The organism is Streptomyces sp. GS7 (genome assembly GCF_009834125.1).
Classification (GTDB): domain Bacteria; phylum Actinomycetota; class Actinomycetes; order Streptomycetales; family Streptomycetaceae; genus Streptomyces.
On the sequence record NZ_CP047146.1, the window covers coordinates 8,823,470 to 8,843,345 of the forward strand.

Here is a 19,876-nt window from a genome sequence, read left to right on the forward strand (position 1 = left end):
CCTGGTGACATGACGAAGGTCCCCGCTCCGGGTCGGAGCGGGGACCTTCGTCATGCTGGCCGTGTGGCTCGGCCGACGGCTATGTGTTCAGGGGCCACTCGCCGAACGGCACCGGCGCCTGACCTCGGGCTTCGCGAACGGCTTCCTCCGTACCGCACGTGGTGCAGATAAAGACCTCGCGGTCGGTGGTCAGACGGGAACGTGCGGGCCGTTCACCGAGCGGGCCGCCGCAGCGCGGACAGCGGGTGTCGGGCACGGGTCACTCCTCGGGGTGCTCGCGAGCGGAGTTGAGGATGAGGTTCCAAGTCGGGCGGGAGTAGGTCTTCTCCGTCTGCCCCTGAAGCTGCGGGATCAGTTCGGCGTTCTTCGCCCCGGGGTTCGCCGCAATGGCCTGCCGTGCGAGGGTCAGCCGCTCGTCTCCTTGGTACGGGTAGGCCAGTCCGCGGCGGCCGGTGGGCCGTCCGCCGGCGTGCCCGCGGCCCTTGCGGTCCGCGAGGTACTGCCACAGCCTCCAACGCTTCCACTTCGGACGCCGCCGGGTCGGTAGCTCGTCCCAGTCGTCGGGCGCGGGCCACCCCTCGGGCGGGTTCTTGACGTAGTGGGAGACGGTGGTGGAATCGGCGAACCCGCAGACCTTCGCAGCTTCGGCGGGGCCGACCATCTCTTCGGGGTCGCCGTCGAGCTTCGGCGGGTTGGTGGTGCTGGCGGCGGCGCGCTGCCGCTGAAGCTCGTGGTGCCACGTCGCCCATACGTCGCCGTCCCAGTGCATGACGCCGTCGATGGTGTCCGCGACGGGCGGGTGCCCGTTGTTCTCCCGGTCGGTCCAGAGGTTCTGAAGCGTCGGCTCGCTGATGCCGTGGACCTTGCGCAGGTCCGCGCGTGAGTAGAGCGTGCGGCCGGTCTTGCGGGACACGGTCGCCTCCTGTTCTTGGTCGGGGTCGTGACCGCTCGGCACGGTCACTGGATGTCGTCCGGGTCCGGGGCCGGCGCCCACGTACGACTGCCCGCCGGTTCGAGCCGGGTGAGGGTGGCTATGTCGGCCAGGGGGACGGCGGCGGCCCAGTCGGCGCGGCCTGGGTGGTCGACGGGGAGGTTGAGCACGAGATGCCGGCCGGTCGGGGGGAAGTCCTCGACGATGACGAAGCTGTCGCCGGGGTCGGCGCCGATGCTGTTACCCCTCGTGAGCTGGGCGATGTCGCCGGGCTGGGGACAGTCGGGGTGTCGGTCGCATAGCATGGTGGGGTTCTTTCTGGTGAGAGAACATCGACGGCCAGCGCCTTGTTGCCCTTGTGCGCTGGCCGTCATCTGTTGTCTGGGGTGCGTGGCGCCCGTGGGACGCACGGCCGGTCGGAGGTTGCCCGCTCCGCTGACGGCGGAGTAATTAAACCACCTTTGGGTTGAGCGGGGCGGGGCCCTGATCCGGAGGACGGCGGTCATCAGAAGAGAGCCCCTTGATCTGTAGGGCGTCGGCCCCGGTCGATGGGTGGCCGGGTGACGCGGAGTTCGTAGCGGGGGCGTCCCGTGTACGGCGGGGCGTGAGCTTCGCGGCGGTAGCGGCGCCACGCCACGACGGGGGCGCCCTGGTCGATCCAGCCCGCCGGGTACTGGGAGGTGAGCTGAGCCCAGCGGCTCCGGCTGCGCGGGACGGCCCACCGGTCCTCGACCGTGGTGATCGGCGGCAGCGCCCGCCAGCCGGGGAAACAGTGGTCGTGCGCGTCCTCCACCGCCTCGTTGTCACCGTCCCCGAACCCGTTGCCGGAGTGCACGGGGCCTTCCCACTCGCACGCGAGACACCCGCCCCGGAACTCCTGCTCGTCCCCCCGGCGGCCGGTCGGCCGGCTGCGGGAGAGCAGGGTCGGGGCGTGGTGTTCGGGCGGGTCCAGCTCATGGCCGAGGTCGCTGTACGCGCCGCCGGGGTGTCCGGGCTGAATGTGCCACGCCTGCCCGGCGCTCCCGGGTGACTGGCGCGTCCGCGCGTTGCGCACCCGCCAGTAGTACGTCTGCCGTGCCCGTGCTCCGGTCGGCTCGGCGACGGTCGCGGTCATGATGGCCCACCCCCGGCGGCGGCGAGCACTTCGCGCAGAGGATCAGCGAGTACGGCCTGTTCGTCCGGGGCGTCGAGGAATCGGGACCCGTACGCGCGGCGCACGGCCCGGCGGGCGTCCTGGTGGCGGTCGAGCTCCGGGTAGTACGGCGATCGGTCGAGCACGTCATAGCCGTGCTGGGTGAGCACGGCGGAGATGAGCGACCGGACCCGTACCGGGTCGAGGGCGGTGAGGTCGGTTTCCCCCGGGGCCGCGAGGAGTACGCGGATCAGCTCGGCCGCGGTGAGCCGGGGTTGAAGGGGGACGCCGACTCGGTGGACGCCGTCCCGGCTGGGGGTGGCGGCTCCTCGGCGGCTCGGCGTCCTGGTGGTGCTGCGGGCTTCTGTCGTCTCGTCCATCGTGCTGGCCTTCGATGACTCGGGATGCTGTCGGGCGTCGGGTGTCAGAACAGGGCGTGTTCGGCGCGGGCGGCGGCGGTGCGGAACGCGTGGGCGGCGTCGGCGGCGGTGCGGCCGGGCTCGGCGCTCCACCGGTCGATGGCCTCGCGGTGCAGGGCTTTGGCGGCGGCGGGGTCGTCGGCGTCGACGGGGTGACCGGTGAGGGTTTCCGCGAGGATGCCGAACGCCTGGTCGCGGGCGCGGTCGATGCGGTCCCAGTCGTACGTCCGGCCGGCGGCTCCCCGCCCGTGGCCGGCTGCGACTTCGAGGGCGCCGCGCGGCCAGCACGGCAACGTGGCCGTACGGCCGGGACCGGCGAACAGACGGGGGCCCTGGTGGATGCCGACGTGTTCGATGTGGCGAGCGGCCCATTGCAGGATCGCGGCGGGGGTGTCCGCGATGACGATGCTTTCGGGGGTGTGGCGGGTCGGCACGGTGCTGTCCTTCGGGAGGGCGGGGGCGGCGGCGCGCTGCCGCCGCCGCCCCCGGTGGGGCTGCTAGTGGTAGGCGGTGATCAGTCGGCGGACCTTGTCCTCTCCGATGCACCCGCCCTTGTGACGGCGCGCGCTCGGCGGCTCTCCGTTGCGACCGCGCAGGTGGCTCCAGAACTTCGGGCCTTCCCACGGGCACAATTCACAGCTGAGGAACCAGTGGTTATCGCTGCCGGGGAACCCGGTGAGGACTGCCCGCCAGTGGTGGGCCCGGAGTCCCGCGAACGCGATCTGGGCGCCCTCGATGTTGCGATCGTTGACCGGCATCCGCGGGTGCAGGAGAGGCACCGGCCCGCACAACGGTGTGGGGGCCTCGGCGAGCACCTGGTCCAGGGGGACGGCGCCGATCCGACCGGCGGCGTACTGCTCCGCGAGATGGGCGGCGGCCATCTCGGTGCCGGGTGTCCCCTTCGGCGGGCGGCGGAGGTTGCGTTCGCCCTCGGTGGTGACGACGAACCAGTCCCGGTGCCACCTGTAGGCGCGGCCGATGACCTGGTCATCGCCGATGATCACGGGGTATCGGCACTGGATGTCGGGGGCGCCGACGCGGTACGTCGGGACGGTGGTGGTGCCCTCGGTCGCGGGGACGATGAGCCTGCCCGCTTCGGTGTCGGTGACGGTCGCGGGTCGTTCGAGGAGTTGCGTGGTCATGGTGGTGCCCTGTTCTGGTGAGAGAGGGGCCCGCCCCAGGGCGCTCGGCCGCCGGGGCGGGCGGGGGCGTGGTTACGCGGCCTCGGCCGGGGCCTGAGGGGCGGCGGTCCATTCACGGCGCGGGGTGACGCCCAGGTCCGAAAGGACCGGGTCGAGACTCCCGTTGTCGGGCACCCATTCCCAGTCGGCACCTTCAACGCCGGGCCGATCCGTCCAGGTGAGCATGTAGGAGCGGCCGGAGGTGCGGGGGTCGCCGCACACGGCCTGTGCCTCGCGACGTGTCATCGCCCACAAGGCGCGCTTACGGGAGCGGCGGGAGTTCTTCGAGGCGATGAGCACCAGCGCCATGTCCTCCTGCCTGTTCTCCCCCGCGGCGGGGGCCGACGCGGGGGTCGGCTTCCCTTCGGGGGCGTGGTGGCAGTGAGCGCACCGGCGTACTTCCGCGTGCCACTGGCTGGAGTGGCACATGGGGCACGTCTCGGCCACCGGTGCCGACTCCTCGACCGGCGGGGCCTGCTCGGCCTGCTCCTGGTGTTCGGTGGCCTCCGGGGCGGGTGCGGGCCCGGCCTTGAAGTTCTGCGGCTTGGCGTACCCGCACACGGTGCACATGCCGCGCGCCGTGCTGAACCGCTTCTCGCCCTTCGCCACGCGCTTGCAGTGCGGGCACACGGTCCGCTCTGCCTCGGGCTCGGGCTCCGTCGCTTCAAGGCGCGCGATGTCGGCGCCGCTGGCCCATCCGCGCACCGCGTCATACGGAAGGGTCTGGGTGTCGCAGGTGCACCGCTTCCCGCCCTTACACGGCGAGGGGTGCCCGTAGTACACCGTTCCGGCCGTGCACTCGCGGTCTCTGGACCGCATCACCGTCATACCGGTACGGGTCAGCAGGTGTGGCACGGTCACGCTCTTCTTGTTCACCCGCAGCACCTCGCGCCAGGTGCCGCCTGCGTTCACGAAATCGCCCTTCGTGAAGTCGTCGGGCCCCCACACCTTGAAGCCCCGGGCCTCAGCCTCAGCGATCACCGCTTCCTCAAACGCGATCTTCTCCAGGACCACGTCCCGCTCAGTGGCCAGCGTTGCCAGACCCTCCGGCGTGGTCGAGCTGGTGAAACCGCACGCGGACTCTCCGCGCTGCCACTTCTCGATGTCGCGGAGCTCCTTACGCAGCTTCTCCAGGCGCCGCAAGGTCCGGTTGGGGTCCCGGCGGAACGCCTCGAAGTGCTCGGCCGCCGCCGCACGGTCAGCCCAGTAGGAAGCCTTCCGGCTCTCCTCGATACCGCGCCGCATGTGGTTGTCCATGCGTTCGACGTCGCGGCGGTGCCTGCGCTCCGAGTGGTGACCGATCTTGATCGGCTCGCCGGTCATGTACTCCGAGATGTCGTGCGCGGCCCGGTGCGCGCCCTCGGCCCGGGAGGCGGCGTTCCCGGCGTATTCGGCGTAGCGCTCGGTGCGGGCCTCGGCGCGCTCGATCCGCTCGGCCTCCGCTTCGGCGTAGCTGCGCCGCTTGTGGTCGTCGATGTCAACGGCGACTGTGTACCCGGCCTCTTCGAGGTAGCCGCGCAGCTTGTTGACCGTCCACCGGTCGGCCGCGTGATCCCGGGAGTGGCGCAGGTACCAGCACTGAAGGTCATGCCCCCAGCGGAAGGCCAGGCCGCCCCGGCGCCCGTACTCCTTGCGCATGAGGATCTTCCCGGCCTCGTCGCCTTTCTCGGTCCCCTCGACCAGGGTTCCTTCTCGGCGGGTGTGGGTGATCTTGATAGTCACTGAACTGGTCTTTTCTGGTGAGAGTTTGTGGTCCGGCCGGAGGGTGGACCGTGTGCTGGCAGCGGCGCTGCACCACGGGCGCGGGCCGTGAGGGACGATCGGCTCGCGGGTCGTCGCGCCTGCGCGGCGACAGGGGCTGTCGCGCCCCGGCGGGGCGCGTCCGCTGCGGTCCGGTGCCCGTCGTCGGTCGGCGGAGCCGCCTGCGGCGGAGTCGGCCGGCGGCGGTGAACGCACCGGACCTGTCCTGCCGCCCCGAAGGGGTGTCCGCTTGGGTGCTGGGGCCCGCAGGTCCGGAGGTGTTGCCCTCCCCCGGACCTGCGGGGCCTTGGTCAGCTGCGGTGGAGCGTGTGGCGGGCGGCCGGGTCGGCGTCGGCCAGTCCGGCCCGCTCGCGCCATGCCTGGCGGACGGCGGCGCGGAGCGCGTCCCCGTCGTCGTAGGCGAACCGGCCCCGGCGCAGGCTGCGGACGATGTCGCGGAACGTGTCCTGGTGCATCGTGGTCAGCGTGTCGTCCAGCGGGGTCAGCTCGTGCGGGAACATCGCCTGGACGCTGTCGCCCGGCTGCGGGGCACCGAGGGTGAAGAACCAGACCACGGACATGGTGGCCTCGTCCGCGAACTCCGGCCCGCCGAACGGGCCGACGACGACGGCGGGGCGGGTGTCGAGCTGGTGGCCCCGGAACCAGGGTCCGCCGATCACGAGCGTCGCGGTGGGGAAGTCCTGGACGGTGGGCTTCTGGTCGGTAGTGAGCATGTCGTTCCTGTCCTGCCTGGTGAGAGGTCCCGCCGGGGCCGGTCGGGCCCGGCGGGGGTGTCGGTCGGGGGGTTGCCCTCCCCCTTCCGACACCATTAATTAAACCATGTTCTTGGGTTTGGGTCAACCGGTCACGGCAAGTTCGCGGCGGTGCTCGGCGGCCATCGTGGCGGCGCGGGCGATGGCGCGGCCGGTCTCGATGGCCCGTACGGCGGACTCGTGAATCGGGGGCTTCTTGTCCTGGGTGATGATGCCCGCGAGCGGTGGCATGACGGCGGGGCCTGGAGCGATGTTCAGGATGAGCGCGGCGACGTGGGCGGCTGAGGCGACTTCGGCGGCGTGCTGGCCGGGAAGGGGGGCGTCCGCCTCGGTGATACGTCGCCACGCGTGGCCGTACAGGAGGATGCGGACGGCGTTGTCGGGGGCTTCCTGGGTGAAGTCGAACCCTCCGGCCTGCTCGGGGTCCTCGTGGTACTGGTCGCGGTACTGGTTCACCAGGACATCGCGGATGACCTCGGCGGCGAGCGGGGCGGCGGCGGGCGGCTCGTAGGCGTCGCCGTCGGTCTGGCTGATGTCGAAAACCGGCCCGGCTTTGAAGCCGGACACCTTGCGCGTCTCACCCCCGGCGGTCTCGCCGGTGGCCTCGCGCTGCCCGCCGTCGGCGGCTGCGGCCGTGGCCTCCTGGCCCTCCTCGGGCCGCCGCTTGATCGGCGTCCAGATGCGGAGGGAGGTGGAGCCCTTGACCGGGAAGCGTCCGGCCTTTCGCCAGTCTCCGGAGCTGAGTACGTGGGTGGCGTTGGGGTGCTGGGCGGCGATGGCGATGCAGTTGGTGGGGCTGCGGTCGTCGCGGTCCGGGTGGGTCAGGTTCGCGGCCGTGCGCATGACGGTGGCCCAGAAGTCTTCACTGGCGACCATCGCGCCGTACGCGCGATCCATGACGGCTTCGAGTTCACCGCGCATCTTGGCGGAGTAGGCCCTGCGCTCTTCGTCGGTCATCTTCGGCTTACGGGGCATGTCGCGGTCCTCCTGGTGAGAGATCGTCCGGGGCCGGCTGGCCCCACGGTGTCGGTCGGGGGGTTGCCCTCCCCCTTCCGACATCATTAATTAAACCATGTTCTTGGGTGATCGGCAACCCCCTAAATCCAGTACAACCCTGCTTCGTTGCTCACGGCCCGGTATGCGGCTATGACCTCATCCTCTATTTGCGTCCAGCGTTCGAGGATATCGGGGGCGGTCTTGTTGTCGCTGGCCGCGCGCTTGGCCCTGCGCCACTCAATGGCGATTTTGAGTGTGCGGAGTTGGGAACGGGTCAGTTCCCATCGGCCGGAGTCCGGGAGTTGATCGCCGTAGGCCATCGCCACGGCGTTGTTGATGTGCTCGGTGCCGGACCACACGTCCTGTGTAGCCTGGAGCGCAAGAGCGCGTTTGAGGATGCACCGGAGGTGCGGGGCCTGCACGATCCATTGCGGCTCGATCGTGAATACATCGGCGCTCATCCTGGGGCCTTTCTGGGGGGCGGCGCGCTGGGGTAGCGCGCCGCCGTGACGCGTGGGAATTAGAGGGCGTATCCGTCGACGTATTCGCCGCGCTCTCCCTCGGGGGTCTGAACATGGGGAAGGAATCGGCTCACCGCGAATACGACGGCGTCAGCGATAATCCGGGGTACGTCGTTGAGTACAAGACTCACCGTGTCGCCGTCGAGTCCGATACGGACTTCGCCCGGTTCAAGATCCATGTAGACAAAGGCGGTTGTGCCGTCGATTCGGGTTCGCGCTCCGGGAAGTCGGGCGGAGAGATCGCGTGCGGCTTCCTCAACACCCCGGCGCATTGCGGCCTGTGCGCGGTTGTGCTCCTTCACCCGCTCGTGAACCTCGCGGTGCACGGGGATGAGATCGGCGGCGATCCGGGCCGCAATGTCCGCCGGGTCCTCGCTCATGGCAACTCGGACCGTGTCACGCTCGCCCCTACGGAACGGGTAGTCGGTGGTGGGGAACGCGCCCCGGATGTGCAGATGCCCGGGGTCATCGAATCGCTCGGAGAGGTGGAGCTGTCGGCCGTCCAGGTGGGTGAACGTGGCGGCGTGGTCCAGCTCCTGGACGCCGTGGCGCGCGGGCTGCGGTCGCCAGTTTCCGCCGAGTTCGAGGGCGATCGGGTGGGACAGTTCCGCGACGGTGTGAGGCGTGTTCATCGTCCATCTCCTGGTGAGAGAGGTTGTCGGCGGCCGGTCGGCCTACCGGGTGCCGGTCGGGGGTTGCCCTCCCCTTCCGACATCACTAATTAAACCATGTTCTAGGGGTTGGGTCAACCCGGATAGACGCTCTGACCTGCTCTTTTCCTCCACCGGCGACCCGCACCCGCCCGGCCGGGCCCGGCCACAACGGGCCTGGGCGGGGTTCCCTCCTCGGTCGGACAGCTCCGCCGTATCAGGGTTCCGGGCGCGGTGTCCTGGCTCGCGCAGCGACCGCGTAGCGGCTTGGCCTGGACGCCGTGTCCGGGTTCCTGGTACGCCCCTTGGGGTGTCCGGCCGAGGAGGGAACCCCGCCTTCACCACCCGCACCACAACGGCGCGGCACCCGACCGACCAGCCCCCTCCCCCTCCGAGGAGGACCCGCCGGAGGCTGCCTTTCGCTCTGGCCGGCACCCAACGAATCTGTTCGCCGGAGTCGCTGTTGGTTGGACGCGGCGCCTGTGCGGCCGGGGTCCGCGGGTGGTGCGGAGGGCTCCTCGGATGCATCACCGTCACCACAAGGCGGGTTGCACGGCGGTGTGCCGGTGCAGGGGCAGGATGATCCGGACGGGCGGGTTCGCGGGGGCGCCTGCTGCGGGGCGCGGGGTGTCCGCGCCGGGGCAGTAGCCGCCCTCGTCCTCCCACCGGTCGACGGCGTCGCGCTCGGCGCGGGCCTGCTGTTCGGTGAGAGTGACCGGCTTCCGGTACAACTTCCGCGCGCTGGAATCGAGCGGCGGGAGCACGCGGGCGGCGGCCTTCTGGTCGTCGCGGCGCTTGTGGCGTCGCCGGACCCGGGCGAACCGTGCCTCGTAGGCGGCCTGGTCGCTGCCGTGGAGCCCGGCGGGATGGAGCCGGGCCAGTTCAAGTGCGACTTGGCCCATCGGGCTGGGCGTCAGTACGCGGGTGCCGTCGTCCTGACGGACGGCGACGAGGAACCGCGCGGCGAACAGGGCCTGGGTTCGCTCGCGACTGATCCGCCGGCCACCGTTCCACACGCCGTGCCGCGCTGCCTGCCGGGCCCGCCCGCCTCGCCAGTACAGGCGCCCGGACGCGGCGGCCTCCAGCACACGGACGTGTCCCGCCGTCCAACCGAGTTCGGCAACGTGCCCTTCGGCGAGATACCGGTTCCTCGCCGCCCGGTCCCGGTTGTCCGCGTCCATGCCGGTGGCCGCGCGCTCCTCGGCCTCCTTCTCGGCTTCTTCCCGGCGGCGTTCGGTCTCCCGCTCGGCGTACTCGGCCGCCGTCAACTTCCGCTCCAGTTCGGCCCGCAGGTCGGCGGCCGTCGTCTCGACTCCGGCGGCCGACTGTGCCCGAACAGCGTGGTCGACGGCCGCACGGGCGCAGTACAAGGGGGCGCTGCTCGGCATGGTGGGGTCGTCGGCGTATTGCTCGGCGCGGTCGGCGTGACCCTCGGCTTCGACGGCTTCCTTGTGGGCCGCGTGCATGGCCGCCTCCAGGCGGGCGGTGGCGCCGGATCGGTTGCGGCAGATGGCAGTCATGGCGTCGTCGGCTGCGGTGACGGCGAGGATCGCGGCCTGCCTGGCGATCTGGAGACAGGTCTGCGGAGACGGGTCTCCCGCGGGGGCAACCTGATGTTGGACGGCGGACGCGTTCTTGGGCATGGGGTGTTCCTCGGGATCTCGGCGGTGCGGTCGGCGGCGTGCCGTTCCGACGTCGGGGAGGTGCCGCCCGTGGTCGCGCGGAGCGCGATGGACAGGGCCGTCGTGCCCGCAGAGCACGTCCGTCGGCCCGGCGTCCGGACGGGACGGGAGGGCCGCCCGCGGCCCGGACGTTTCGGCCGGCTGCGAGCCGGGCCGGGCTGAGTCGTCCCGGAGGGACGCCCTTCGTACGGGGGCCGGTGAGCGGGGCCGGCCGCCGACGCGGGTGGCCCCGGTCGGTGGTGGGCGGAGCGTGGGGTGGGCGGCTCGATGCCGCCCACCCCACGGCCCGGCGGCCGGGGTCCGGCCGGGCGGTGGCTCCGGCCCGGCCGGGCTGCTGCTACGCGGCGACCGGTTCGCGTGCGGCGACGCGGCACCGGGTGAGTACGGTCTGCGCGGTCTCGCCGTAGATGCTGTGGTCCTTGACCGTGCCGGTCAGCTCGACCTCGTCGCCCTGGTCGGGGACATCGGCGGCGGAGCTGAACCAGACGAACACGTTGCCGCTCGGGTCCTGGAACTTCACCAGTCGGCGGCGCTGGGTGTGGTAGCCGTACGTCCGGCCTTCCAGCTCGACCACGGTGGTGACGGTGGCGTTGGTGGTGATGCGCTCGCCCACGGTGCCCTGCGGCTTGCTGTTCTGGGCGGCGCGCTCGGTGGCCTCCTTCTCCTGGTCGCGGTACCAACCGGCGATGGCGGACACGAGCGTCGGCAGGTGGCGCGGGTCGACCGTTTCCGCCTTGGCGAGCTGGCCCACCTTGTGGCGGTAGTCGGAGAGGCTGCCGTATCCCTGGACGGCCCATGCCCGGACGGCGGCGGCGGTGGTCGGCGCGTCGGGGTCGGCGTCAATGGCAGCCCGCCAGTCCATCGGGGCCTTGCGGTCGAAGAAGTACGCTTCGACGCCGTCGGCGGTCGGCGGGGTGTTCTTCCACTGCTCGGACCGGCTGTAGAACCGGCCCTCCGTCTTGACGATGGCGGCGGTCACCCGAAGGACCTCGATCACCGGGACACGGAGATCGGCCGGGATGCCGCCCTCCTCGCCGTCCCAATCGGAGTCCTTCAGCGTGCCGAACCGCCACAGGGCCTCAAGCCCCTTGATCGGCAGACCGGTGTACGGCTCGACGCACGTCGTGCCCAACTGCCGCATCTCGCCGTTCTCGTGGCGCGCGAGATAGGTGGCGGTGCGGTGGCGGGCGACTGCGCACCCGTGGCAGAAGTTCTCGATGGCGCGGTACTGGCGCGCGGCCTCGGCGTCCTGCTCAGGAAGTCCGGGGAACAGGCTGGTGATCGTCTCGCCCTCCTCGTCGTGGTCCAGGCGGGCGATGACGGTCCAGCCGTGGTGACGGGGGATGTCACCGGAGATCGTCACGGTGACGGTGGGGCGCTGGCCGATCAGGCGGCCGTCGATGTCGTGGTAGTCGGCAAGGAACGGCTTGGAGATGTCGAGCGCGTACGCGCTGAGGTGGTGGACGGCGGCGCGGGCGTTGGTGGCCTCGACAAGCTGACGGACGCGGGACTGGGCCGTGGCGGGGATGGAAAACCGCATGGCTGCGCTGGTCATCGTGGGTGCTCCTGCTGGCGAGAGAGGAATCGAGGGCCCGGCCGGGCGGGTTGCCCTCCGCATGCGGCCGGGGTCGGGGCCGACTTACGGCCCGTGGTGTCGGTCGGCGGGTTGCCCTCCCCCTTCCGACACAATTAATTAAACCATGTTTTGAGGTGTGCGGCAAGCAACCCGGCCGGGGATGTCGAGTGCGGCGCGGTCGCGCAGGAAGGCGGCGAACAGGGCGGCGGTGTAGCTGTCGGCGGTGCCGTACGTGCGGCGGCAGTCCAGCGCTCCGATGCGCTCGCCCCTGTGGCGGACGGGGAACGGCTGGCCGGGGGCCGGGATGGCGAGCGCGTACAGTCCGCGCGGGGTGTCCACGCGCAGGACGACGGCGGCGGCCTGGTGGTCGTAGGCGGCGGACCAGCGGGCGGGCCCGATGCCGAACTCCGCGAGCCCGGACGCGATGGCGCGGGCCTGCATGATGTCGGCGGTGGTGCCGGGATCGGGCTCGGCGGGGGCTGGGACGCATCCGCAACCGTGATCGTCGGCGTGGGTCTCGAACAGAACTGTACGGGTCACTGTGGGGCTCCTGGGGCGGCCGGGGGCGGGCGGGATTCCCGCCCCCGGCGTCGGGCGGCTGAGGTGGTTAGGCGGCGGCTTCGTCGTCGCTTGCCGGGTCGTCGGCTTCCTCGGCCTCCGGCTCGCCCGTCTCCTCGTCGGTGCCGGGCTCCTGCTCGGCCTCCGGCTCACTGCCGGACGTGATCGCCGCGCGGGGCTTCTTCTTCGACGGGTCGTACGGCTCGTCGTCCACGACCGACTGCTCAATGGGCGTGAGCGGGTACCCGAGGGACGCGAGCACCTGGAACCATCGGCCGGTGGGCGTCCGCGTCCACGGGGCGCGCTGGCTGTCCGTCCTCCACGCTGACCGGTTCGCGCACTTCTCCCGGACGGCGGCGATGGCGGCGAACTGAAGCTGCGGGGCCCTGCGGGGGTCCTTGGCGACGTGCCCGGCGAAGCTGCCCCGGTCCTTGGCCTGTTCGGTGTTCAGGCCCAGGAAGGCGGCCAGGATCTCGGTCGTCGGCTCCTTGTTCAGATCGTCGCAGATTCCCCAACTGCCGTTCAGCAGAGCATTATTCACGTGCCCGATCAGGGTGTTGGTCGTGGTCTTCGGGAGGTTGCGCCGCTTGATCAGGTCAGTGATCCACTTCCGGCGCAGGGCCTCGGCCGCGTCCCAGTCAACGTTCCCCTTCTTGACGGCGGCGCGGGCGGCACGCTCGGCCTCCACCTGGGCGGCGGTCTTCGTGCCGCCGGTGCCGCTGCTGCCCTCGGGCACCGTGTGCCCGTACAGGCCGGGGGCGGAGCAGTAGGGCTCGTACCGGTCGCCCCGCCGCTCATCGAACACCCACACCTGCCCCTTGCACTCGGCGTGCTCCTCGGTGCTGATGCCGCGCAGTCGCCACACGGGCATGGCGCGCTCGGACAACTCCTCGGCGTCCCGGATCTTCTGCCCGGCCGTCTCCAGCTCCGCGCGGTGGGCCTCGGCCTTGGTCCGCTTGTCGCGCTTGGTCCGCTCGATGGCGATGGCCCAGTCAACGTCTCCCTCGTCGGCGTCGTCTTCGGCGGCGGCCTCGGTGATCGCGGCGAGCGCTTCGGCGTCGTCGGCGAACTCCGAGAGCGCTGCTAGGTGCTCAAACGTCCACTCGTACCCGCTCGCGCCGCTGACGGCGGCGCTCAGCTTCTCGTCCGACCTGACCTTGACCAGGGTCCGCACGTCCTTCTGCCGCACGCCTGCGGCCTTGGCGATGCGGCCGACCTGCGCGCCCGCCTCGGCCGCGCTGAACATCGCCTGATTCATCTCGGCCGTGGTGAGGCCCTTGCGGTGCTGGGCGGTCGTGATCATGTCGAGGAACTGCCCGGCCTCGTCGCGGTCGTCGTCCTCCCACTCGTACGGCAGGTGAGTGAGACCCGCGTCCTGCGCACCGAAGTAGCGCCGGTTCCCGTCGTTGACCTGGAGGACTCCTCCGCCAAGCCGCTGGATCTTGACGGGTATGCGGCACCCCTCGGCACGGAGCGATTCCACGAACGGCGTGTTGAGGTCGAGGTCTTCACGAGCGTTCTTCGGGTGCGGGGTGAGCGCGTCGATCCGGATGACGGGGCGGGGCGTGACCGGCACGGTCTCCAGCCCTGCGGCGACGGCGGTGGCCAGCCGCTGGAACCCGTCGATGATCTGCGGCACGTCGCCGTGGGTCCGCACGACGTACAGCGGCTCCACGACCCCGTTGTCCTTCACATCGGCCAGCAGATCGGCCGGGGCCTCGATGTCACGGACGTTGCCGGGGTGCGCGGTGAGTTCGGCGACCGTGAGGGTCGGCCACGGGGCAGGGGCAGTCTGGACGCCGGCCTGGGTCTTGACGTTGGTCATCGGTCCTTCTTCTTCCTGGTGAGAGGTTCCGCCGGGGCCGGTCGGCCCCGGCGGGGGTGTCGGTCGGGGGGTTGCCCTCCCCCTTCCGACACCATTAATTAAACCATGTTCTTCACGGGCTCGTCTCCCCAACACCACAGCAGGGTGCGCCGGTAGGCGTCCTCCGTGAGCCGCAGCTTTCGCCACCGGACGCCGGAGACAGGGCGGCCGTTGATGTGGTTGCTGAGCACCACAAGGGAGTCGGCAAGGGCCCGGTGGAAGACATTCCACGGTTCACCACGTACGGACCAGCGGGGCCGGGCGGAGCGCACGCCGCGTTCCCACGCGTGCAGCACGGTGCACGGGGCAGTGTCGCCCATCCGGCCAGGCTGCCAGAGGTGGTCACCCTGGTAGAGCCCGACTCGTTCGATGTGGTCGGCGGCGGCCGTGAGGATGCGAGCGGGGGTGGCCGCAATCCGGCGGTGAGGCATGGCGTTCTCCTGAAGGGGCGGAGCGGTCAAGAGCGTTCGGTAACGGCGAGCTTGGCGGCATTCACCAGGTCGTACAGGAGCGCTATCACCCTCCCCTCGAAGGAGTTGACCGAGGCTTCTTCGTCCTCCTGATCGCGCTCGGCGTGCTCGGCGCGGGGGTCCGCGTCGGCTTCCCACTCCTCCAGCAGGCCCCGGGCGCGTGGCGCGAACTCCACTGATAGGGAGTCGAGTTCGGACCACTCAAGGAAGTCCTGCCGTGCGGTGTCGTAGCTCTCGCCGTGGTAGTGGCCCTGCCACCATTCGGAAGGTTCGGGACCGAAGGACTTCGGGATGACGGCGGTAATCCAGTCGTCTCCGTTGTGGAGCAGCACCGTACGCATGCCGGTCTCGCGGTTGGTGTGGAAGCTGAGCACTTCGTGATTGCCGATCTTCATAGCTTGCCCTCCGGGGCGTCTTCGGAATTCCGGGGCACGGCTGATCGTGAACCGTGCCGGGCCAGGGCCGGGGCGGCGACTGCCGCCCCGGCGGGTTGGGCGGTTCAGGCCGCGAGTGCTCCGGCCGCCGTGGCACCGACGCGGCGGGTCCCTCCGATGTCGGCGCGGTTGCCTGCGGCGGCTCCGTGGCCGTACCCGCTGCCGCTGTACGAGCCGCGCGACGACCGTGCGTGCGGGTGCTCCCGGCGATAGGCGGCCTCGACCATCTCGTCACGGTCGGCCAGCACGAGTTCACCGCTGCGGCCTGTGGCCGACGTTTCCCCGCTGGCGGCGGCGCGAGCGGCCTTCTCGATCGCTTCGAGTCGTTCAATGACGCGCTCGATGAATCCGATGGTCCACGAGTTCCGCCACGCCCGCGCACTGCGGACGCCGTACGGGACGACTTGCGCGTTGAGTCCGCCGAGCATCTGGATCAAGAGTGAGGCGTACAGGATCTCGGCGCGCTGGATGTCGGACTCGTAGCCGATGACGTGGACGCGGCGCACGTCCCCCCGCACACCCATGTGCACGGCCTTGCACCCGACGGACTGAGCAATGAAGCACATGAGGCGGACGCGGGACATGGACCACGGGTTGGGGAGATCAATGTTCCGGTCAATGATCACGTCACGCGACGGCTGACCGTCGCTCAACAGGGCCTCGTCAACGCCGTACTTCGCCATCATCTCGAACGCCCGCTTCCGGGCAAGCTCCGCCTCCGACTCCGGCGTACGGGGGTCTTCCGCCTTGGCGAGCAGGGCGCGGATGGTTTCGAGCTTCGCGGGGGCCTTCGTAGTGCTCACGTGCGTTCCTCCTGGTGAGAGTTAGTTGTCGGCGACCGGTCGGCCTGCCGCGTGCCGGTCGGGGGTTGCCCTCCCTTTCCGACACCATTAATTAAACCATGTTCTTGGGTGGTTCGCAACTCCTGACCTGGGGTTTCCCTCTCGACAGGGGCCAGCCTGGGAGTCTGGGCCTCGGCCACAACGGGCCTGCGGCGGGGTTCCCTCCTCGGTCGGACGGCGCTGCTCGGCGTGCCGTGGTGCAGGGGTGCATGGTGGAGCGCCCGGAAGCCTCCGGGTTTCTGAGGTACGAGGAAAGCCGGAGGACCCGGACGTACGACCATGCACCCCTGCGGCTCGGTGCGCTTTGCTGGGTCGGCCGACCGAGGAGGGAACCCCGCCCTCCCTTCCGCAACCACGATGGCGCCGCAGCCAAACGACTGGCCCCTCCCCCTCCGAGAGAGGACCCGCCGGAGGCATTGCTTCTCCTGTGGCCGGCGCCTGCGGCCAGATGGGACTTTTCAGCGAGTCCGTACTTACGGTGCGTCCATGAGCACGAATTTCGACGGGGAGCGCTGATGAGCACGACGGAAGGCAGGGTGAGTGCGGCGGAACTGCGTCGTCGCGTGCGGGCGAACCAGGCCCTTCAGGCGAAGACGCAGGAGCTGGCGGCGGCGGACGTCTTGTCGAAGCGGCAGGCCGCGCAGGCCGCGGCAGACGCGAAGGAGGCGGCCGACCTGGCGGCACGTGAGGCGGTCGCCGCAGCGCTGCGCTTGTTCGACAACAACGTCGAGTTGGTCTCGGAGCTGCTTGAGGTGCCCACAGAGGAGTTGGAGAGAGAGGCTAAGCCTGTTACCGCTGCTCGGGCCAAGGAGGTCATAACAGCGCTGCGTGCGCGGGCGGAGCGTCCTCGCCCTCGTCGATCGCGTCCGCCCCGTCCGGCGGAGGGGCAGCCGACGACGCCTGCGGCCGAACACCAAGCAGTTGCCACTGTTGCCGACGGCCAGGCCGATGCCGCGTGACGACGGCCTGGGGTCCGGGCTGTTCCCACTGTCCGCGGTGGACAGTCCCGGCCCCGCGCCGGCTGAGGATCTGCCGGAACAGCTCGCGCTGATCGGGGAACCATCGCCGGTGCGCATCCCCGCAGTGGAGTGGTCGACATGGCTCGCCGACGAATCGGTTCAAGCCCGGTACTGGGCGAAGGTGCACCGAACGACTTCAGCCTCAGGCTGCTGGTTCTGGTTCGCCGGGATCTCGGACACGGGACATGCGACTTTTCGAGCTGCCTCACGGCCCGGCCGGACTCGTCGGGGAACGGTCCCTGGCCACCTGTACGGCTACCAGCTGGCGCACGGTGTCATTCCGCGGCTCGGCTGGGGCAATGACAGCCCGACTGTGTGCCACCGCTGTGACAACCACTCGTGCCAACAGCCGGCCCACTTGCGGCTCGGCACTCCGGCGGAGAACCGGGCCGAATGGCTGGCCCGGCGCCGCGATCCCGGTAGCCCCCTGGCAGACCTCCGGGGACCGGCCGGCCGCTCGCGTGCCATCGGCGCAACCATACGAGCCGGTCGTGCAACCGGCGAATCCGAAGAGGAGATAGCGCGCCGCATCGAGGTCGCAGCGGCGGTGGGGCGCCCTCTGAGCCTTTGGTAACCCTCTGATCGCCTCTGACGGTTGGCAGGACCGGAGCCGACCACGGGGCCGACGTCGGCGGCGAACCCTCCTGACTCACCAGACAGAAAGTTCACGCTCATGTCCAACAACACAGCCCGGCACGCGGCCGACGCCGCCGCAGCGATACGAGAGATCAACCACGGCACCTTCGGTCGGGAAGCGCTTCCCTTTCCGCCCCAGGTCAGCGAAGTCGCGCAGCCGCTCGCAGTGATGGTCGATCGACTTCCGCAGACCTTCGACCAGCTCAGTGCCGCTGTCCGTCGACACCTGTCAGCCGGCTTGATCCGCATGGATGACGGCACCGAGCCCGACCAGGCTGCCAAGGAGGTCCTTCAGCACCTCGGTGACGCCCAAGACTCCGTTCGAGCGCTCTCTGACAGCCTCCACAAGGGCGCCGCAGTCCTGTTCCACATGGGCACCGCGGAGACCGAGGCATGAGCGACGACTACCCGTTCCCCGAGCCCTTCGGCCCCGAATACGTCCGCCCGAAGGCGGCCGACTGCCCAAACTGCCCTTGCCACACCCGTCGCGTCTGCGACGAATTCCAGTGGCACAGGGCCGAGCGACCGACATACCTGGACGGAACTCCGTACGACAAGCCGTGCCCGTGCGAGGAAGCAGCGAAGGTCCCGGAAGACCGCACGGTGGCGATTGAACTGGACGGCGTCCTCCGCACGGTCCCGGCGCGGTACCACCGCGCCGGCCTGCCAGCGGGCGGGATGGTTACCGAACGAGTCTTCCGGGCGGAGTCCATCGTGGCGGGTGAGTGTCCTGTCCCAGTGCCCATGATCCTTGGCCGCCCCACGGATGACACCGATCCTCGGTTGATCGTCATCGACTCGGCAGGGGAGAGGTGGGTCATGGGCTTCACCGCCCAGCACTACCTCCAGCGCTACCGCATCACCGGGTGGAGCGCGGCCACGGATGCCTGAAGGCTCGCGTCCGGCCGCTACCCGCGGCTTTCCATCCTGCCCGTGAGCTGATCTGCGACACGCTGGACCCGGGTGATTCCATACGAGCGCATGGGGAGCGGATGGCGGTCTGGGCGGCGCTTTCCGGTTCGCCGTCGCGGAGATAGGTCTCGGCCTGCGGGGCCGATTCTTCTCTGCCAGGTTCGAAGCAGGGCCCAACTTGCCTTAAACCGTAGGTGATTGCGAAAGAAGCTCCGTGGGCACGACGAAGCACAGCGGGTGCGACGTACTGTGCGGCTGCACTCGACAGGCGGATGGAGGCTTCAGTGGCGAGGCGAGCCGAGCCAGGGCATGTGATCGCGGGACGCTACCAGCTCAAGGAAGTACTCGGCAGCGGCGGCTTCGGCCGCGTCTGGCGTGCACGAGACGAGGTCCTGGGGGTCGACGTCGCCATCAAAGAGGTCTGGCTTCCGGAGCTGTTGAGCGACACCGAGGCGGCCGAGCGACGGGTGCGCGCCGAACGAGAGGCCCACAATGCCGCCAAGCTGCGCGACCACCCGAACATCGTCGCCGTTCACGACCTCGTCTTCGAAGACGGCATCCCCTGGACGGTGATGCGCCTCGTCGCGGGTATCCCGCTCGATGAACGACTCAAAACCGGTCCCCTCTCACCAGGCCAGTCAGCAAGAGTTGCGCGCGCACTCCTGTCCGCCCTGGACGCCGTCCACGCGGCCGACATGGTGCATCGCGATGTCAAACCCGCCAACGTCCTCCTCGCCACCGACGGGCAGATCCTGCTCACCGACTTCGGGATCGCCGCCCACGAGGCCGACACCCGCATGACCGCCACCGGCATGGTCATCGGCTCCGCCGATTACATGGCCCCTGAACGCATCGACGGAACACACGACGGCCCGGCCGGCGACCTGTTCTCCCTCGGCGCCACCCTCTACGAGGCGGTGACGGGCACGTCCCCATTCCATCGCGAGACGCGCACCGCCACGCTCAACGCCATCTGCCTCCACACCCCCACCCCACCCGCACCGCCCAGCCCTCTCGCCGAACTGATCACGACGCTGCTCAACAAGAATCCCGAGCAACGCCCCACCCCCGCCGAGGCACTGCGCATGCTCGACAACAGCCGGCCAGCCCGCACGAAGCCGATCACCGCACCGACATCGCACACACGCCAGGAACCCCAGCGCGGCCACGAACCTGGTCGGGTGGACGCCAAGAGCCGCACGCCCAAGGGCGACAACAGGCGCAAACCGGAGAAGTCGAAGGAACCTCGCGTGATCGTCGGGGGGCTCCTCTTCCTCCTGCTGGGGGCAGCATTAGCCATTATGTTGATCTCGACAGTCGACAACCCGGTCAACCATCACGCTGCCTTCGGCCTGGTGCTCGGGTTGAGTGCAATGTGCGCAGGGGGCGTCGCAGTTGGCTTTGGAGTGATCGTCCTGGGGATGGGAGCAACCCACCCAAAAGCCGTCTGGGGAAGTGCGCTCCTGATAGGCGTGGCGGGGACGGTGGCGCTGACGGCGAATCTTTGGAGCCAGACGCGGTGACCAGCTGCCGAGCCTGC

General features: G+C 70.1%; 22 protein-coding genes. 4 read left to right on the plus strand and 18 right to left on the minus strand.

The genetic code is table 11. From position 1 onward, the window contains the following. Positions 1-259 precede the first annotated feature (259 nt). The 18 genes from GR130_RS38475 to GR130_RS38560 form a co-directional block, all read right to left on the minus strand. Positions 260-913 (minus strand): hypothetical protein, encoded by a 654-nt coding sequence (locus GR130_RS38475; protein ID WP_236573862.1) that lies wholly within the window; start codon positions 911-913, stop codon positions 260-262. A 44-nt stretch (positions 914-957) separates the two neighbouring features. After that, entirely contained in the window at positions 958-1,236 is a 279-nt protein-coding gene (locus GR130_RS38480) for a DUF6211 family protein (RefSeq protein WP_071370502.1), read from the minus strand. A gap of 200 nt (positions 1,237-1,436) precedes the next feature. Then, a complete protein-coding gene (locus GR130_RS38485) occupies positions 1,437-2,045 on the minus strand; it encodes a DUF6349 family protein (protein WP_159509183.1) in 609 nt (202 codons plus the stop codon). After that, positions 2,042-2,443: a DUF6181 family protein gene (locus GR130_RS38490; RefSeq protein WP_159509184.1), complete on the minus strand. Its 402-nt coding sequence runs from the start codon at positions 2,441-2,443 to the stop codon at positions 2,042-2,044. Before GR130_RS38490 ends, GR130_RS38485 begins: the two co-directional genes overlap by 4 nt. Before the next feature lie 44 nt (positions 2,444-2,487). Then, the gene (locus GR130_RS38495; protein ID WP_159509186.1) at positions 2,488-2,916 is read right to left on the minus strand and encodes a DUF6197 family protein; all 429 of its coding nucleotides are present in this window, start codon (positions 2,914-2,916) and stop codon (positions 2,488-2,490) included. Positions 2,917-2,979: 63 nt separating this feature from the next. Continuing rightward, positions 2,980-3,624: a hypothetical protein gene (locus GR130_RS38500; RefSeq protein ID WP_159509188.1), complete on the minus strand. Its 645-nt coding sequence runs from the start codon at positions 3,622-3,624 to the stop codon at positions 2,980-2,982. 72 nt (positions 3,625-3,696) lie between these two features. Further along, positions 3,697-5,385, minus strand: coding sequence for a DUF3560 domain-containing protein (locus GR130_RS38505; protein ID WP_159509190.1), 1,689 nt, complete (start codon positions 5,383-5,385; stop codon positions 3,697-3,699). A gap of 329 nt (positions 5,386-5,714) precedes the next feature. After that, positions 5,715-6,137: a DUF6409 family protein gene (locus tag GR130_RS38510; RefSeq protein ID WP_159509192.1), complete on the minus strand. Its 423-nt coding sequence runs from the start codon at positions 6,135-6,137 to the stop codon at positions 5,715-5,717. A gap of 123 nt (positions 6,138-6,260) precedes the next feature. Continuing rightward, complete coding sequence (locus GR130_RS38515; RefSeq protein ID WP_159509194.1) at positions 6,261-7,151, minus strand: hypothetical protein; 891 nt, start codon at positions 7,149-7,151, stop codon at positions 6,261-6,263. 122 nt (positions 7,152-7,273) lie between these two features. Continuing rightward, positions 7,274-7,633 (minus strand): hypothetical protein, encoded by a 360-nt coding sequence (locus GR130_RS38520; protein ID WP_159509196.1) that lies wholly within the window; start codon positions 7,631-7,633, stop codon positions 7,274-7,276. Between the two features lie 59 nt (positions 7,634-7,692). Then, complete coding sequence (locus GR130_RS38525; RefSeq protein WP_159509198.1) at positions 7,693-8,325, minus strand: hypothetical protein; 633 nt, start codon at positions 8,323-8,325, stop codon at positions 7,693-7,695. A 551-nt stretch (positions 8,326-8,876) separates the two neighbouring features. Further along, entirely contained in the window at positions 8,877-9,986 is a 1,110-nt protein-coding gene (locus GR130_RS38530) for a hypothetical protein (RefSeq protein ID WP_159509200.1), read from the minus strand. Between the two features lie 376 nt (positions 9,987-10,362). Beyond that, positions 10,363-11,580 carry a hypothetical protein gene (locus GR130_RS38535; RefSeq protein WP_236573863.1) on the minus strand — a complete coding sequence of 406 codons (1,218 nt, stop codon included), beginning with the start codon at positions 11,578-11,580 and terminating at the stop codon, positions 10,363-10,365. Between the two features lie 138 nt (positions 11,581-11,718). Beyond that, complete coding sequence (locus tag GR130_RS38540; protein WP_159509202.1) at positions 11,719-12,141, minus strand: hypothetical protein; 423 nt, start codon at positions 12,139-12,141, stop codon at positions 11,719-11,721. A 67-nt stretch (positions 12,142-12,208) separates the two neighbouring features. Beyond that, positions 12,209-13,984, minus strand: a complete 1,776-nt coding sequence (locus GR130_RS38545) for a ParB/RepB/Spo0J family partition protein (RefSeq protein ID WP_159509204.1) — start codon at positions 13,982-13,984, stop codon at positions 12,209-12,211. Positions 13,985-14,082: 98 nt separating this feature from the next. After that, the gene (locus tag GR130_RS38550) at positions 14,083-14,454 is read right to left on the minus strand and encodes a DUF6197 family protein (protein ID WP_159509206.1); all 372 of its coding nucleotides are present in this window, start codon (positions 14,452-14,454) and stop codon (positions 14,083-14,085) included. A gap of 26 nt (positions 14,455-14,480) precedes the next feature. Further along, positions 14,481-14,888, minus strand: coding sequence for a hypothetical protein (locus GR130_RS38555; protein ID WP_159509208.1), 408 nt, complete (start codon positions 14,886-14,888; stop codon positions 14,481-14,483). 104 nt (positions 14,889-14,992) lie between these two features. Beyond that, positions 14,993-15,730, minus strand: a complete 738-nt coding sequence (locus tag GR130_RS38560) for a DUF2786 domain-containing protein (RefSeq protein ID WP_159509210.1) — start codon at positions 15,728-15,730, stop codon at positions 14,993-14,995. A gap of 554 nt (positions 15,731-16,284) precedes the next feature. Here GR130_RS38560 and GR130_RS38565 point away from each other — a divergent pair. The 4 genes from GR130_RS38565 to GR130_RS38585 all read left to right on the plus strand — a co-directional run bounded on the left by GR130_RS38565 (position 16,285) and on the right by GR130_RS38585 (position 19,859). Beyond that, positions 16,285-16,728, plus strand: coding sequence for a hypothetical protein (locus tag GR130_RS38565; protein WP_159509212.1), 444 nt, complete (start codon positions 16,285-16,287; stop codon positions 16,726-16,728). 733 nt (positions 16,729-17,461) lie between these two features. Then, a complete protein-coding gene (locus GR130_RS38575) occupies positions 17,462-17,821 on the plus strand; it encodes a hypothetical protein (RefSeq protein ID WP_159509216.1) in 360 nt (119 codons plus the stop codon). Further along, positions 17,818-18,315 carry a hypothetical protein gene (locus tag GR130_RS38580; RefSeq protein WP_159509238.1) on the plus strand — a complete coding sequence of 166 codons (498 nt, stop codon included), beginning with the start codon at positions 17,818-17,820 and terminating at the stop codon, positions 18,313-18,315. Before GR130_RS38575 ends, GR130_RS38580 begins: the two co-directional genes overlap by 4 nt. A 332-nt stretch (positions 18,316-18,647) precedes the next feature. Continuing rightward, positions 18,648-19,859, plus strand: coding sequence for a serine/threonine-protein kinase (locus tag GR130_RS38585; protein ID WP_159509239.1), 1,212 nt, complete (start codon positions 18,648-18,650; stop codon positions 19,857-19,859). The last annotated feature ends 17 nt before the right edge of the window (positions 19,860-19,876 follow it).

What these genes read in the sequence shown, in the direction of transcription:
- GR130_RS38480 (WP_071370502.1), bottom strand. Translation starts at nt 1,236, where the DNA reads ATGCTATGCGACCGACACCCCGACTGTCCCCAGCCCGGCGACATCGCC.
- GR130_RS38485 (WP_159509183.1), bottom strand. Translation starts at nt 2,045, where the DNA reads ATGACCGCGACCGTCGCCGAGCCGACCGGAGCACGGGCACGGCAGACG.
- GR130_RS38490 (WP_159509184.1), bottom strand. Translation starts at nt 2,443, where the DNA reads ATGGACGAGACGACAGAAGCCCGCAGCACCACCAGGACGCCGAGCCGC.
- GR130_RS38500 (WP_159509188.1), bottom strand. Translation starts at nt 3,624, where the DNA reads ATGACCACGCAACTCCTCGAACGACCCGCGACCGTCACCGACACCGAA.
- GR130_RS38510 (WP_159509192.1), bottom strand. Translation starts at nt 6,137, where the DNA reads ATGCTCACTACCGACCAGAAGCCCACCGTCCAGGACTTCCCCACCGCG.
- GR130_RS38515 (WP_159509194.1), bottom strand. Translation starts at nt 7,151, where the DNA reads ATGCCCCGTAAGCCGAAGATGACCGACGAAGAGCGCAGGGCCTACTCC.
- GR130_RS38520 (WP_159509196.1), bottom strand. Translation starts at nt 7,633, where the DNA reads ATGAGCGCCGATGTATTCACGATCGAGCCGCAATGGATCGTGCAGGCC.
- GR130_RS38525 (WP_159509198.1), bottom strand. Translation starts at nt 8,325, where the DNA reads ATGAACACGCCTCACACCGTCGCGGAACTGTCCCACCCGATCGCCCTC.
- GR130_RS38530 (WP_159509200.1), bottom strand. Translation starts at nt 9,986, where the DNA reads ATGCCCAAGAACGCGTCCGCCGTCCAACATCAGGTTGCCCCCGCGGGA.
- GR130_RS38535 (WP_236573863.1), bottom strand. Translation starts at nt 11,580, where the DNA reads ATGACCAGCGCAGCCATGCGGTTTTCCATCCCCGCCACGGCCCAGTCC.
- GR130_RS38545 (WP_159509204.1), bottom strand. Translation starts at nt 13,984, where the DNA reads ATGACCAACGTCAAGACCCAGGCCGGCGTCCAGACTGCCCCTGCCCCG.
- GR130_RS38550 (WP_159509206.1), bottom strand. Translation starts at nt 14,454, where the DNA reads ATGCCTCACCGCCGGATTGCGGCCACCCCCGCTCGCATCCTCACGGCC.
- GR130_RS38555 (WP_159509208.1), bottom strand. Translation starts at nt 14,888, where the DNA reads ATGAAGATCGGCAATCACGAAGTGCTCAGCTTCCACACCAACCGCGAG.
- GR130_RS38565 (WP_159509212.1), top strand. Translation starts at nt 16,285, where the DNA reads ATGAGCACGACGGAAGGCAGGGTGAGTGCGGCGGAACTGCGTCGTCGC.
- GR130_RS38575 (WP_159509216.1), top strand. Translation starts at nt 17,462, where the DNA reads ATGTCCAACAACACAGCCCGGCACGCGGCCGACGCCGCCGCAGCGATA.
- GR130_RS38580 (WP_159509238.1), top strand. Translation starts at nt 17,818, where the DNA reads ATGAGCGACGACTACCCGTTCCCCGAGCCCTTCGGCCCCGAATACGTC.